The 12,984-nt window shown below is 72.9% G+C and carries 13 protein-coding genes and 1 pseudogene; 8 read left to right on the top strand and 6 right to left on the bottom strand.

The genetic code is table 11. The features are described from left to right. The first annotated feature begins 225 nt into the window (after window positions 1-225). The 4 genes from IF61_RS0108885 to IF61_RS0108865 all read left to right on the top strand — a co-directional run bounded on the left by IF61_RS0108885 (window position 226) and on the right by IF61_RS0108865 (window position 2,850). The gene (locus IF61_RS0108885; RefSeq protein WP_157848564.1) at window positions 226-882 is read left to right on the top strand and encodes a hypothetical protein; all 657 of its coding nucleotides are present in this window, start codon (window positions 226-228) and stop codon (window positions 880-882) included. A 320-nt stretch (window positions 883-1,202) separates the two neighbouring features. After that, on the top strand, window positions 1,203-1,466 hold the full coding sequence (locus tag IF61_RS0108875) for a hypothetical protein (RefSeq protein WP_052392531.1): 264 nt from the start codon (window positions 1,203-1,205) through the stop codon (window positions 1,464-1,466). Between the two features lie 115 nt (window positions 1,467-1,581). Further along, a complete protein-coding gene (locus IF61_RS0108870) occupies window positions 1,582-2,316 on the top strand; it encodes a Mut7-C RNAse domain-containing protein (protein ID WP_030365728.1) in 735 nt (244 codons plus the stop codon). 72 nt (window positions 2,317-2,388) lie between these two features. Continuing rightward, window positions 2,389-2,850 carry a large conductance mechanosensitive channel protein MscL gene (locus tag IF61_RS0108865; protein ID WP_052392530.1) on the top strand — a complete coding sequence of 154 codons (462 nt, stop codon included), beginning with the start codon at window positions 2,389-2,391 and terminating at the stop codon, window positions 2,848-2,850. Between the two features lie 32 nt (window positions 2,851-2,882). Here the strand turns inward: IF61_RS0108865 and IF61_RS0108860 are convergent, their stop codons facing one another. From IF61_RS0108860 to ligD, 3 genes are all read right to left on the bottom strand, one after another. Next, window positions 2,883-3,083, bottom strand: a complete 201-nt coding sequence (locus IF61_RS0108860; protein ID WP_052392529.1) for a hypothetical protein — start codon at window positions 3,081-3,083, stop codon at window positions 2,883-2,885. 166 nt (window positions 3,084-3,249) lie between these two features. After that, window positions 3,250-3,675 carry an SH3 domain-containing protein gene (locus IF61_RS0108855; RefSeq protein WP_078660063.1) on the bottom strand — a complete coding sequence of 142 codons (426 nt, stop codon included), beginning with the start codon at window positions 3,673-3,675 and terminating at the stop codon, window positions 3,250-3,252. A gap of 83 nt (window positions 3,676-3,758) precedes the next feature. Then, a complete protein-coding gene (gene ligD, locus IF61_RS0108850) occupies window positions 3,759-4,802 on the bottom strand; it encodes a non-homologous end-joining DNA ligase (RefSeq protein WP_043188258.1) in 1,044 nt (347 codons plus the stop codon). Window positions 4,803-4,890: 88 nt separating this feature from the next. On the opposite strand from ligD, the gene IF61_RS0108845 reads away from it, so the two are divergent. Beyond that, window positions 4,891-5,952: an ATP-dependent DNA ligase gene (locus IF61_RS0108845; protein WP_030365723.1), complete on the top strand. Its 1,062-nt coding sequence runs from the start codon at window positions 4,891-4,893 to the stop codon at window positions 5,950-5,952. A 30-nt stretch (window positions 5,953-5,982) separates the two neighbouring features. Here IF61_RS0108845 and IF61_RS0108840 read toward each other — a convergent pair whose 3' ends face one another. Continuing rightward, on the bottom strand, window positions 5,983-6,948 hold the full coding sequence (locus IF61_RS0108840; RefSeq protein WP_030365722.1) for a TIGR03557 family F420-dependent LLM class oxidoreductase: 966 nt from the start codon (window positions 6,946-6,948) through the stop codon (window positions 5,983-5,985). Between the two features lie 123 nt (window positions 6,949-7,071). Between IF61_RS0108840 and IF61_RS35775 the strand changes: the two are divergent. Beyond that, window positions 7,072-8,460, top strand: a pseudogene (locus tag IF61_RS35775) (glycoside hydrolase family 6 protein); the annotation flags it as partial. Between the two features lie 543 nt (window positions 8,461-9,003). On the opposite strand, the gene IF61_RS32105 reads toward IF61_RS35775, so the two are convergent. Further along, window positions 9,004-9,489 carry a hypothetical protein gene (locus IF61_RS32105; protein ID WP_043188254.1) on the bottom strand — a complete coding sequence of 162 codons (486 nt, stop codon included), beginning with the start codon at window positions 9,487-9,489 and terminating at the stop codon, window positions 9,004-9,006. Between the two features lie 269 nt (window positions 9,490-9,758). Between IF61_RS32105 and IF61_RS0108825 the strand changes: the two genes are divergently transcribed. Both IF61_RS0108825 and IF61_RS0108820 read left to right on the top strand, forming a co-directional pair. After that, window positions 9,759-10,094: a glyoxalase superfamily protein gene (locus tag IF61_RS0108825; protein ID WP_030365720.1), complete on the top strand. Its 336-nt coding sequence runs from the start codon at window positions 9,759-9,761 to the stop codon at window positions 10,092-10,094. 140 nt (window positions 10,095-10,234) lie between these two features. Next, complete coding sequence (locus IF61_RS0108820; RefSeq protein ID WP_030365719.1) at window positions 10,235-11,800, top strand: AMP-binding protein; 1,566 nt, start codon at window positions 10,235-10,237, stop codon at window positions 11,798-11,800. A 258-nt stretch (window positions 11,801-12,058) separates the two neighbouring features. Here the strand turns inward: IF61_RS0108820 and IF61_RS0108815 are convergent, their stop codons facing one another. Continuing rightward, a complete protein-coding gene (locus IF61_RS0108815; protein ID WP_030365718.1) occupies window positions 12,059-12,880 on the bottom strand; it encodes a hypothetical protein in 822 nt (273 codons plus the stop codon). Window positions 12,881-12,984: the final 104 nt, after the last annotated feature.

Here is a 12,984-nt window from a genome sequence, read left to right as displayed (position 1 = left end):
CTTTCACTCACGCGTGGTCGTCATTGGCTTTTCCGCTTGTGTCTCTATACGATCGCGCGCTCGCCGGGCCGGGCCTGGCGGGACGCTGCCGCGGGGCCTTCTGATGGGCCTTCGGCTGATCGGCGCAAAGCACCGGCGAACGAATTGCGGGGGGCCGGGGGCGGGCGCAAGGTGACCGTAACGATCGCCGTCCTGATCGCCCGTCCTGCCCGAAGGAGTTCGTTCATGGGTGCTTCCCGCAGAACCGCCCTCATGGTCTCCGGTGCCCTGTGCGGTGCACTGGCCCTTGGTGCGGCCGGTACCGCCGGCGCGTCGGCCGGTTTCCCGCCCCCGAAGCCGCCCACGTCACCCGCGGCGTCCAAGGCCCCGGCGCCCTCGCCCGAGTCGCTGCGCGACGCCGCCTCCGGCGGGGCCCGGGCCATCGACCGCAACGTGGTCGGACAGCGGGCCGCGGAGGCGCTCAAGGCCTGCCGGGCGGCCGGGCAGCCGGGTGCGGAGGCAGCCGGCGAGGCGCAGCGGGGTCCGTCGTGCGCGCAGGTCGAGGAGCACCTCGGCGGCCTGAACCGGGCCCGGGCCGTGCTGGCCGAGGAGGCCGCGGCCGCGCACCCGGACCTGGAGAGGATGACCGCGGCCGCCACGGACGCGGCCGCGGCCACGGCGCACCTGGCGAAGGACGGGGTCGACGTGTCCAAGCGGGGCCCGTCTCCCGGGCACGGGCATGGGCACGGGCACGGACACGGGCACGAACGGTACGACGGCGGGGGCCCGGGGCTGCTGGACCTGGTGACGAACGTGCTGGGCGGCCTGGTGGGCGCGCTCGGCGGTGTCGTCGGCGGGCTGACGGGGCTGATCGGCGGGGTGCTGGGAGGCATTCTGGGCTGAGCACGGATCAGCCGGCAAGGGCGGCACGGGCCTTGCCGAGGCCCGTGCCGCGGCCGACCAGTGGTCGGGCCGCGACCTCCTCCGTCCTCCCCTGAAGTCCCTCCAGGCAGGCGCCAACGACCACCTGACCGTCCACCAATAACAACACACGGTAATCAACCCGCCAGAACTCCTGAGCGGATGACACGGAAAACCGAAGGTGCGCCAGGGGAAGAGGACTACCCGGCCCCGGCCGTCATTACACGCTGCGTCACCGGAGCGAGGGAGACATCCGCCGATCCGCCCTCCCCGGCCCCGCGCGTCCCCCGAGAGTTACCCCCATGAGCCTCACCACCGCAGGCAAAACCCCGGGCCCCGTCCGCTTCTACCTCGCGTGCGACCACCACGGCTGCACCACGCACACGACCTTCGACCTCGTCATCACCGATCCCGGCCCCTCGCGCGACGACGACCTGTGGGGGCACCTCCTGCACCACACGCACACCGCCACGCCCCACATCGAGGAGCTGGGCTGGACCTACATCCACGGCAACGGCTACACCTGCCCCACGCACCGGGTACCGGCCCTGCCCAGCGCCTCCTGACGTCCTGTCGGAGCGCCCCCCGGCTCCGGCCCCGCTCAGGGGCCGGGCCCGGGGCCGGCAGCGCGACCCGCGCCCCCGCGCCCGGCGGGCCGCCGGGTGGTGGCATGCTGACGGCGTGAGCAGACCGGAAATCCACGTCACCCTCGCCCCTGAGCTGCGGCTCTTCGTCAACTCCGAGCTGCGCCGGGAGCGGGCGCCCGTCACGATCGACACGTCCTCGTCCCTGGGACACGTCGTCGAGTCGCTGGGCGTTCCGCTGACCGAAGCCGGCACGCTGCTCGTCGACGGCCGCGCGGTCCCGGTGTCCCACGTCCCCTTCGCGGGGGAATCCGTCGAGGTGTGCGCGGTCGTGCGCCCGCAGCAGGTGCCCGGCGCGCCGCTGCGCTTCCTCCTCGACGTGCACCTGGGGACGCTCGCGCGCCGGCTGCGGCTGCTGGGCGTGGACGCCGCCTACGAGAGCGAGGACATCGGCGACCCCGCCCTGGCCGCGCTGTCCGCGGCGGAGCGGCGGGTGCTGCTCAGCCGCGACCGCGGGCTGCTGCGGCGGCGCGAGATATGGGCCGGCGCCTACGTCTACAGCGACCGGCCCGACGAGCAACTGCGGGACGTCCTCGGCAGGTTCGCCCCCGTGCTGGCTCCGTGGACGCGCTGCACCGCCTGCAACGGGCGGCTCGCGGACGCCGAGAAGGACACGGTCGCGGAGCGGCTGGAGCACGGGACGCGGCGCACGTACGACGTGTTCGCGCAGTGCACCGCCTGCGGGCGCGTGTACTGGCGCGGGGCGCACCACGCCCGGCTGGAGGCGATCGTCGAGGACGCCGTGCGGGAATTCGGCGGCTCCGCCGCCTGAGAGCGGCCCTTGCGCGTGCCGTACCGCTGAGGACCGCTTGACGGAATGTAGCGTGCTGTGCGGAGGACGGTCATGCTCAAAGGATTCAAGAACTTCGTCATGCGCGGCGACATCGTCACCGTCGCCGTCGGCCTGATCATCGCACTGGCACTCAGCACGCTCATCAAGGCGTTCACCGACTTCGTCATCAACCCGGTCATCGCCCGGTTCCAGGGCGGCCATTCGATGGGGCTGGGGTGGCAGCTGGGCCGGGCGGGCAACAAGAACACCTACCTGGACCTGGGTTCGTTCCTCTCGGCGGCCGTCTACTTCCTCATCTTCATGGCCGTGGTGTACTTCCTGATCGTCGTCCCGTACAAGCATGTGCAGGCGCGGCGCGGGGTGGTCGTCTTCGGGGAGCCGGGCCCGCTCAAGACCTGCCCGGCGTGCCTGTCGGAGGGCCTCCCCGCGGCGGCGGTCAAGTGCCTGCACTGCGGCAGCGACCAGCCGCCCGCCGCCGCGCCCGCCGGGGGCACGGCGCCCGCGGGCCGCTGAGGCCCGGGGCGTCCGGGACGCTCAGGGCGCTCTCAGGGCCAGGCACGGTTACGGGCCTGGGCGCGGGCGCGGCGCTCCTCGGTGCGGATGCGGCGCTCCTCCGCGGCCCGCCGCACCCCCTCGGCCCGGCGCTCCGCGTAGCCGTTGGGCTCCACGACGTGGAAGCACTGACCGCAGACGTAGCCGCCTTCGGGGCCCTCGATAACCGGATTCAGACAGTCCTTACACAGCATCACGACAGCATTCGGCCGGGAAACAACGACATGGCCCATTATTCCGCCCGCCACCCGAGATGGCGGCACAATCCGTTACCTTCAGCCACCCGGAGTAATCGGCGCGGGGAAGATACGACGAAGAGGACAGCCGGCAGAGGCTGCCCTCTTCGTCGGTTACGGTGACTCAGCCCATCGCGGCCCGGGTGGCGGGGGCGTTGTCCAGAGGGGTGCGGTCGACGTCTCTGCACAGCGGGACGGCGCCGGCGCCGGCGTTGCCGACGAAGGCCGCCGCGACCCAGGTGTTGCGGTTGCGGAGCAGGTACCAGATGTTGTTGCCGCCGACGGTCTGGGCACGGACCTTGCACCGCAGGGTGATCTTGGCGCCGCGGGCCACGGTGCCGCGCACCGCCGAGTCCGTGCTGGGGTACATGCGCTCGTTGACGCCCGAGGCGCTGATGATCTTGCCGGCGGGCTGCTGGGGGACGGGTGGGACGCCGGGGCCCGAGGCCGCCTGGGCCGAGCCGGCGACCAGCAGCGAGCCCGCCAAGGCGGCCGCAGCGATGGCATCCGTCGAGAACTTCTTGCTGCGGACTGCGAATGTCCTGGGCATGGGGGGCTCCCTGGTCTGCGGAGTGGATGACGCAATGCCGACGTACCACGCCGCAATCTTCGATAAACCAGGGCAATTCCCCCTCACTCTTTCGTGTCTGATGATCCCTCGTCCGGCCCCTTCCGGGCCCGGCTCGGCTGGACGCGCTTCGGCTCGCCCTTCATCTTCGGGTGCTCCGGCGGGTACGGCAGATCGCCCAGGCCGTGCTCGCGCTCGTCCCGGTCGGCCAGCTCCAGGGCGTACTCCAGGCCGCACGGCCCCTCCTCCATGCCCGCGTGCACGTCGCCCACGGCCTCGAACCGGGCCGGCATGGTCGCCAGGTCGAAGTCCTCGGGCACCGCGCCGCCGGTCACCTCGTCCCACGTCAGCGGCGCGGACACCGGAGCGTGCGGGCGGGGCCGCACCGAGTAGGCGCTGGCGATGGTGCGGTCACGGGCCGTCTGGTTGTAGTCGACGAACACCTTGGCGCCGCGCTCCTCCTTCCACCACGCCGTGGTGACCTCCCGCGGCATCCGCCGCTCCAGCTCCCGGGCGACGGCGATGGCGGCCCTGCGGACCTGGACGAAGGTCCACCGCGGCGCGATGGGCACGAAGACGTGCAGCCCGCGGCCCCCGGACGTCTTGGGCCAGCCGGTCAGCCCCAGGCCGTCGAGGACGTCGCGGAGTTCGACGGCGGCCCGGACCGCGTCGGCGTACCCGGTGCCCGGCTGCGGGTCGAGGTCGATGCGCAGCTCGTCAGGGTGCTCGGTGTCCGTCCGGCGCACCGGCCAGGGGTGGAAGGTCACGCAGCCGAGGTTCGCGGCCCACACCACGGCCGCCGCCTCGCCCGGGCAGATCTCGTCGGCGTAGCGGCCGCTGGGGAAGGCGATGCGCCCGGTCGGGATCCACTCGGGGAGGTTCTTCGGCGCCCTCTTCTGGAAGAAGGACTCCCCCTGCACCCCGTCCGGGTAGCGCTCCATCGTGGTCGGGCGGTCCTTCAGGGCCCGGACGATGCCGTCGGCGACGGCGAGGTAGTAACGGGCGAGGTCGTACTTGGTGTAGCCGCGCTCGGGAAAGTAGACCTTGTCCGGGTGCGACAGCCGCACCGTCCGCTCCCCCACGGTGAGCTCCAGCGCCTCCTGTGCCATGCCCTCACGCTAGAGGGCGGCGCCGGGCCGCGCCTGCGGACGGCTCGCGGAGAGGCGGCCGGGGCCCGGGGCCCGCACAATCGCGGTCATGGATCTCCCCGTGATGCCGCCGCTGCAGCCGATGCTCGCGAAGTCCGTCGCGGCCATCCCGCCCGGCATGCTGTACGAGGCGAAGTGGGACGGCTTCCGGGCGATCGTCTTCCGCGACGGCGACGACGTCGAGCTGGGCAGCCGCTCCAGCAAGCCCCTGACCCGCTACTTCCCGGAGCTCGTCGAGGTCTTCCGCGCACAGCTGCCGCCCCGCTGCGTGCTCGACGGGGAGATCGTCATCACCCGCGGCGGGCGCCTGGACTTCGACGCCCTGCTCGAACGCATCCACCCCGCCGCCTCCCGCGTCCGCCATCTGGCCGAGGTCACCCCGGCGAGCTTCATCGCCTTCGACCTGCTCGCCCTCGGCGAGGAGTCCCTGCTCGCCACCCCGCAGCGGGACCGGCGCGACGCCCTGACCACGGCGCTGCGAGGAGTCTCCGCCCCGGTGTACGTCGCACCGGCCACGTACGACCTGGAGACGGCGCACGCGTGGTTCGAGCAGTTCGAGGGGGCCGGGCTCGACGGGGTCGTCGCCAAGCCGCCCGGTTCCCCGTACCGGCCCGGCGAGCGGGCCATGGCCAAGGTCAAGCACGAGCGGACGGCCGACTGCGTCGTCGCCGGGCTGCGCCCGCACAAGAGCGGGCCCGTCGTGGGCTCGCTGCTGCTCGGCCTCTACGACCCGGCCGGGCGCCTGCAGCACGTCGGCGTCTGCGCCTCGTTCCCCATGCGCCGCCGCCAGGAGCTCATGACCGAGCTGGAGCCGCTGCGGATGCCCACGGCCGAGGGGCACCCGTGGCAGGAGTGGACCAGCGAGGAGGCGCAGGCGGCCGGCCGGCTGCCGGGCGGACCCAGCCGGTGGACCGGCACCAAGGACCTGTCCTGGGTGCCGCTGCGTCCCGAGCGGGTGTGCGAGGTCGCCTACGACCACCTGCAGGGCGACCGCTTCCGCCACACCACGCAGTTCCGCCGCTGGCGCCCCGACCGCGAACCGCACCAGTGCACGTACGCCCAGCTGGAGGAGCCGGCGGACTACAAGCTCGCCGACATCCTCGCGCTGTGACGGACGGCCGCCCCGCCGGGCGGCCCGCGCTCAGAGCGTGCGCAGGGCGGGGAGCAGCTCCCTCCTGGCCCACTCCAGGTAGGGCTCCTGATGTCCGCCGCCGATCTGCACGAGCGCGACCTCGGTGAACCCCGCGTCGGTGAACGCCCGTACGGCCTCCACGAAGCGGTCCACGTTCGGGCCGCAGGGGATCCCCTCGGCGACCTGCTCCTTGGTGACGGAGGCGGACGCGGAGGCGAAAGAGGCGTCGTGCGGCAGCTCGGCGTTGACCTTCCAGCCCAGCCCGAACCAGCGGAACTGCTCGTGGGCCCGCTCGACCGCCGCGCCGTGGTCGGTGTCGTAGCAGACGGGAAGCTGCCCGATACGGGGCTTCTCGGCGCCGCCGTGGCGGTCGAAGGCCTCCAGCAGCTCGCGCTTGGGTTCCGTCGCGATGACCAGGTCGGCCGCGCTCCCGGCCAGCCGGCAGGAGCGCTCGCCCGAGACGGCGATCCCGATGGGCGGGGCGGGCACGGCCACGTCCCACAACCTGGCGTGGTCGACGTCGTAGTGCGTGCCGTGGTGGTTGACGAGGTCTCCCGCGAAGAGGGCCCGGATGATGAACACGGCCTCTTCGAGCATCTCCTGGCGGACGCTGACGCCGGGCCAGCCGTGACCCACGACGTGCTCGTTGAGGTTCTCGCCGGAGCCGAGCCCGAGCCGGAACCGCCCCTGGGACAGCAGCTGGAGGGTGGCCGCCTGCTGGGCGACGAGCACCGGGTGATAGCGCGTCGTGGGACAGGTGACGTAGGTCATGAGCGGGATCCGGGACGTCGCCTGCGCCGCGGCGCCCAGGACGGCCCACGCATTGGGCGAATGGCCCTGCGAGGCGAGCCAGGGGAAGTAGTGGTCGGAGGTGACGGAGAAGTCGAACCCGGCCTCCTCCGCGCCCACCACGTGCGCGACCAGGTCCCGGGGGCCTGCCTGCTCGGTCATCATCGTGTAGCCGATCTGCACCATGCGGCTCGGCTTCCCGGCGACCGCACGCGCGTAACTGACGATGTGTCGACAGAGCGATTCACCGCGTCCCGTTCGGCGTAACCCGACGTGTCTGACGGGTCGGCACCTGTCACCGTGTCTGAAATGGACCGATCAGCCAATATGAAGTGCGGGGGATCGATGCCATACGACGCTCGGCGGCGACGCGCCCGGCCCCACCGGGGCCGGGCGCCCGCGGCCGGAAGGAAGAAGACGCTGCGGTGCGGTGCGGCCCTCGTGGCGGCCGCCTGCGCGTGCGCCGGTGCGATGTCCCTGGCCTGGCCGGCCAAAGGGGCGCTGACGGACGGCGAGGAGAGCCTCGACGCCGCGTCCCCGTTCTGGGTCGAGCCGCGGGGGCCCGCCGCCCGCCAGGTGGAGGTGTGGCGGGAGCGGGGGCGCGAGGACGACGCGCGGGTCCTGCAGCGCATCGCGCGCGAGCCGGTGGCGGTCTGGCTGACCGGCGACGACCCCAAGGCGCAGGCCGAGAACGTCACCCGTCAGGCCGAGCGCGCCGGGGTCATCCCCGTCCTGGTCGCCTACAACATCCCGCAGCGCGACTGCGGCCAGTACTCCTCGGGCGGCGCCCCCGACGCCGCCCACTACCGCACGTGGGCCTCGCGGGCAGCGGCCGGGATCGGCGCGCGCCGGGCCTGGATCGTCCTCGAACCGGACGCGCTCGCCCAGTGGGCGTCCGGCTGCGTGCCCGCCGCGGCGGCCAAGCAGCGGACGGCGCTCATCGCCCGGGCGGTGCGGACCTTCAAGGCCCGGCCCGGGGTCTCGGTCTACATCGACGCCGGCAACCCCGGCTGGATCAAGGACCAGAACCTGATGGTGACGGCGCTCACCGAAGCGGGGATCGCGGAGGCGGACGGCTTCGCGCTCAACGTCTCCAACTTCCACACGACGCCCGTCACACGCGCCTACGGCGACCACCTCTCGGCGCTGCTCGGCGGCGCTCATTACGTCATCGACACGAGCCGCAACGGCAACGGGCCGCTGCCCGAACCGCCCCGCAAGGACAAGGGGAAGAAGAAGCAAGGCCGGCCGAAGAGCGGCCTGTCCAAGAAGCGGCCGCCCAAGAGCCGGCCTCACGCTCCCGCGGCCGCGGCCGAAGCCCGGCGCGCGGCGGGGAGGGGGGACCCCGGGGAGCCGGAGGAGCTGGACGTCCTCCAGGAGCTGGAGGAACTGGACGAGGCCGAGGAGATGGAAGCCGGCGGGACGGAAGGGGACGAAGTCGAGCAGGGGCCCGAGCGCGAGGGCGAGCACGAGCAGGAGGCCGGGCACGGGGACGTGCACGAGGCCGAGCCCCAGCACGAGCAGGAGGGCGAGCACGAGCCCGAGTCCTGGTGCAACCCGCCCGGGCGGGCCCTCGGCGCGCCCCCCACGACCGCCACCGGGGACCCGCGCGTCGACGCGTTCCTGTGGATCAAACGGCCCGGGGAGTCCGACGGCGCCTGCCGCGGCGCGCCGCCGGCCGGCCGCTGGTGGGCGGAGTACGCGCTCGAACTCGCCCGTGCCGCACCGGGGCGGCCCACGCGCCCGTCGCTGGAGCCCGGGGAGCCGGAAGTGCCGGTCCCGCCGCCGGCCGCGCCTCCCGGGACCGCTCCCGGGCGCCCGCCCGCCGGCGACGCCTCGGCGCCCCCTGCTGCTTCCGGCCCCGCGACGGCGCCCGCGCCCGTGGCTCCCGCTCCCGTGCCCCCGGCTCCAGTGCCGGCCCCGCCGACCGCCGCGCCGCCATCCGGGCCGGGCAGTGCGCCGGGCAGTGCGCCGGACGGTGGGCCCACACCTGCCGCTCCACCCGCCGGGCTGCCCGTGGACCCGCCTGACGGCCGCTCCGTGAAGCCGGATCACGGGTAAGTGACCGACCGGCCCCTCCCGGCCGCCGGGCCGGCCGCGAGATGCCGGCGGACGCCCAGGCGGCGTTCGACGAGGTCACCGGCGAGGTCAACCTCCCCTATGCGAGGTGCCCCGCCCTGACGGGTGATCCGGGACGCCCGGCGGCCCGGGCGGAACGGGCCAGGGCCGTCGCCGGACGGGCTAGTAGTGCCAGCGCGGCTTGCCGCTGCCGCCGCAGCTCATGAGCCGTCCCTGGGCGTCGTGCGTGCTCGCCCCCACGTCGGCCGTGCGGCAGTACTGGCCCGCCTTGTAGCAGTTGCCCGCGCTGGAGCGGAGCTCGCACGTCGTACCGGCCTCGCGCGGGGCCTGCGTGCGCTCCGAGGAGCCGGCCGCGCTCGTGTGCCCGGCGGCCGGCGGCGTCGCGGGCTTGCGGGACGGCTTCGGCAGGACCGGCGCCGGCGTGACACTGCGGGACGGCAGCGCGGCCGGGGAGGCCGAAGGCGCCTGCGACGGCGAGGAGGGGGCCGCGGACGCCGGTGCGGAGACGGAGGGCGAGGGCTTCTTCGCCGGTGAGGCGTCCTCGTCGCCCCCGGTGCAGCCGGCCAGTGCGAGGACACCCGCGAGGGCGATGGCACAGGCGGCGGCCCGGCGGCGGCGAAAGGCCGGGAGGGATATACGGGAAGACATGCTCGGGCAACTCCACGATCGGAACGGGCAGGAAGGAAGCCGCACTTCGAAATCCGTGACTCCGCTTTCTCGCGGGCACGCAGTTCGCTGCCGACACGTGGGGGGAACTGCCTAGGCCCGCCCACATTAGCGGGAGGTTCCCGGCGAGTGAACCAAGATCGCGGGAATTCGGGCCGGTGAAGCGGCGGGCCGGCAGAGCCCCCGAAGAGAGCAATTCGTCGGCAAAGCACAACAACCGGGCCCTCCCGGGGTTCTGGAATGATGGACCCGTGGACGAAGAAGTCATCCCGGTGCTTTATGTCGAGGACGCGAGGACGGCGGTCGCTTGGTATGCGCGCCTCGGATTTGCCGAGCAGTGGGAGCACCGCTTCGAACCGGGCCTTCCGGCCTTCGTCGAGGTGGCCCGCGGGCCGGTGCGGCTGTTCCTGTCGGAGCACGAGGGCGACGCCCGGCCCGGCACGCTGGTTTATCTGCGGGTGCGCGATGTCGACGCGGTCGCCGCCGAGTTCGGCGTTCCCCCGCAAACCGCCCCCTGGGCGCGGGAGATCGAGCTGCGGGACCCCGACGGCAACCGGCTGCGGGTGGGCACCCCGACCGCCCGTTGACCGAATATCGACGTTTCGGCCCGGCATGCCCCGCCCGGGGCCCCTCCCGACTTGGAGCTGTTGATCAATGGCACTAGCATCGAACTGGTTGCCTAAGTCAACTGCTGGCAATCGCCTTGCCGCATCAGGAGGAATCACGCATGACCGCCACGGCGCAGCAGTTCCGCACATACGTGGAGCGGAACCTCGACATCCTGGAAGCCGACCCCGCCAGGACAGCCGTCGTCCACCACGACCGTCGCGTCACCGCCGGTGAACTCCGCGACCTCGTCCACCGGATGGCACGCGCGCTGCGCGCCCGGGGCGTGGAGCGCGGACAGGTCGTCACCCTGCTCAGCGGCAACCTGCCGGAGACGATCGCCGCCCGCTACGCGGCCAATCTGATCGGCTGCGCGGTCAACCACCTCTACAACAAGCTGTCGGCCGACGTGCAGGCCACCATCATGCGCGACGTCGAGACGCGCGCCCTCATAGCCGACCCCGCCTACGCCGGGCGCGCGGCCGAGCTGGCGGAGCTGACCGGCGTCCAGGACGTGTTCCTGCTCGGTCCGGGCAGTGTGGGCACCGACCTGCTGGAGCTGTCCGCCGGGCAGCCGGCCGAGCCGCTCTCGGGCCTCGCCCGCCCCGAGGACATCTGCATGATCCGCCACACCGGCGGCACCACGGGCCACCCCAAGGCCATCTGCACCGCCTTCGAGCGGCTGCCCGGCTTCCAGGACGACGTCGACGAGATCCTGGAGCCGGAGGGACAGAGCGACGACGGGATGCGGCAGCTGGTGTGCACGACGCTCGCCCACGCCGCCGGTCTGCTGGCCGACGTCACCCTCCGCACGGACGGCGGCACGGTCGTCCTCCTCGACGACTTCGACGCGGCGGAGGCGCTCGCGACCATCGAGCGCGAGCGCATCACCCACATGTTCCTGCTGCCGCCCCTGCTGTACCAGCTGATGGACCACCCGGACGTGGACGGCACCGACACCTCCAGCCTCCGCAACGTCACCTACGGCGGCTGCCAGTCCTCCCCGGCCCGCCTCGCCTCGGCCGTGCGGCGCTTCGGACACGTGCTGACCCAGTTCTACGGGCAGAACGAGGCCGGCGGCATCAGCGTGCTCAGCCCGGAGGACCACGACCCGGAGAACCCGGCCCGGCTGCGCACCGCGGGCAAGGCCATGAACGGCGTCGAGATCGCGATCCGCGACGAGTCCGGCCGCGACCTGCCCGCCGGCGAGCACGGCGAGGTCTGCGTGCGCTCGGAGCACATCATGACCGGGTACTGGAAGCAGCCCGAACTGACCGCCGAGGTCCTGCGGGACGGCTGGCTGCACACGGGTGACATCGGCTTCCTCGACGACGAGGGGTACCTGACCATCGTCGACCGGATCAAGGACATGATCGTCGTGGTCGGCGGCCACGTGTACACCACCGAGCTGGAGGACCTGCTCAACACCCACCCGCAGGTGCTGCAGAGCGCCGTCTTCGGCGTCCCGGACGCCAACCGCATGGAGCAGGTTTACGCGGCCGTCGTGCGCGCCCCCGGCAGCGAACTCGACGAGAAGGAGCTCCGCGAGCTGGTCCGCGACGAGCGCGGCGCGATGTACGAGCCCGCGCACATCTCCTTCATCGACGCGCTGCCCCTGACGGACGCCGGCAAGCCGGACAAGAAGTTCCTCCGCCGCGAGGCGGAGGCCGCGGCGGCGACGCGCTGACCGCTCGGCGGACGGAGTGCCGCAAGGGGGCCGGCTCGCGGGCCGTTGCCGGCCCCCTTGCACAAACAATCGGTCGTATTGCTCCTTGTGAGCAACAGTCCCCTGACCAGGGATCAGCTTCGACCATCACCCGGAAAGCCGCACTTCACACCCGTGCGGTTCCAGCCAACCGATGTCGTCGCCCGCGTCACCTTCCGGAGTCCGGAGCAGCGCCACCGTGCGCGGGAGCCGACGGCTGAGCCGGCAGCAGGAGCGCGCCTACGGCGCAGGGTCCAGCGCCGGCGCATCCGCGCCCTGCTCGGCCCGCAGCTGGGCGGCCACCGCGTCCGTCCGGGCCCGCAGTGCGAGCACCCGCTCGCCGGTCTTCGTGCCGTGCAGCGGGGGCTCGGCGGGGAGGACGGGGACGCCCTTGGCCTGTGCGGTGACGACGAGGCTGTGCATGACCTCGGCCTGCTGGGCCAGCAGGGCCGTGCTGAACATGTTGGCGCGCAGCGTCTTCTTCATGCCGAGCGCGCCTCGGTAGGTGATCTCGCAGGCGACGTCGACGGTCTCCAGCCGCTGTTCGCCGGCCTGTTCCAGCGCCGCGAGCATGACGGAGGCGAGGCCTTCCACGACCTTGGTGACGACCCACTTGCGCCCGGGGAGCATGGGCAGCAGGTCCCGGATCCGGTCGATCTCGGCGTCGAGCGCCTCCGTGGTCATGGCGCTGAACGCGTCGTGCAGCTGGAGGTGGACGACCTTGTCCCAGGGGATGTCCTCGCCGTCGAAGCCGACCGTGTCGGGCCCGAAGCGCAGGGCGCCGATGCCGTCCAGCGAGCGCAGTGCCTTCGCGGTGACGGCGGGGACCCTGGGGTGGCGGCAGATGAGGGCGCCGAGGGAGAACTCCCACTCCGCGGGGGCGGGCGCGGCGGGGGCGGGCAGGGAGCGCAGGACGGAGAGGACCCAGTCGCCGGAGGCGTTCGTGCCCGTGCGCCCGGCGTCGACGCCGCGCTGCACGGCGTGGGCGACGTCCTTGCCGAAGACGGTCGCCGCCGTTCCCACCTGGTCGCCCAGGTTCTTCACCCGGTTGAGTATGCCCATGCCCTGACCCCGTTTCACCTGCGATGTTTCGTACGGCGGCGACACTTTACCCAGTGTTCGGGGGGCAGGTTACCCAGTGCCCGGGGGCAGGGTCCGGTGGACCA

It is taken from the genome of Streptomyces roseoverticillatus (assembly GCF_000719265.1).
Taxonomy (GTDB): domain Bacteria; phylum Actinomycetota; class Actinomycetes; order Streptomycetales; family Streptomycetaceae; genus Streptomyces; species Streptomyces roseoverticillatus.
The sequence above is the reverse complement of the archived record's forward strand: the minus strand, read 5'-3'. Positions and strand labels throughout refer to the sequence as shown.

Excerpts from the sequence above, each read along its gene's own strand:
- IF61_RS0108885 (WP_157848564.1), top strand. The coding sequence starts at position 226 with ATGGGTGCTTCCCGCAGAACCGCCCTCATGGTCTCCGGTGCCCTGTGC.
- IF61_RS0108875 (WP_052392531.1), top strand. The coding sequence starts at position 1,203 with ATGAGCCTCACCACCGCAGGCAAAACCCCGGGCCCCGTCCGCTTCTAC.
- IF61_RS0108865 (WP_052392530.1), top strand. The coding sequence starts at position 2,389 with ATGCTCAAAGGATTCAAGAACTTCGTCATGCGCGGCGACATCGTCACC.
- IF61_RS0108860 (WP_052392529.1), bottom strand. The coding sequence starts at position 3,083 with ATGCTGTGTAAGGACTGTCTGAATCCGGTTATCGAGGGCCCCGAAGGC.
- IF61_RS0108855 (WP_078660063.1), bottom strand. The coding sequence starts at position 3,675 with ATGCCCAGGACATTCGCAGTCCGCAGCAAGAAGTTCTCGACGGATGCC.
- ligD (WP_043188258.1), bottom strand. The coding sequence starts at position 4,802 with ATGGCACAGGAGGCGCTGGAGCTCACCGTGGGGGAGCGGACGGTGCGG.
- IF61_RS0108845 (WP_030365723.1), top strand. The coding sequence starts at position 4,891 with ATGGATCTCCCCGTGATGCCGCCGCTGCAGCCGATGCTCGCGAAGTCC.
- IF61_RS0108840 (WP_030365722.1), bottom strand. The coding sequence starts at position 6,948 with ATGGTGCAGATCGGCTACACGATGATGACCGAGCAGGCAGGCCCCCGG.
- IF61_RS32105 (WP_043188254.1), bottom strand. The coding sequence starts at position 9,489 with ATGTCTTCCCGTATATCCCTCCCGGCCTTTCGCCGCCGCCGGGCCGCC.
- IF61_RS0108820 (WP_030365719.1), top strand. The coding sequence starts at position 10,235 with ATGACCGCCACGGCGCAGCAGTTCCGCACATACGTGGAGCGGAACCTC.
- IF61_RS0108815 (WP_030365718.1), bottom strand. The coding sequence starts at position 12,880 with ATGGGCATACTCAACCGGGTGAAGAACCTGGGCGACCAGGTGGGAACG.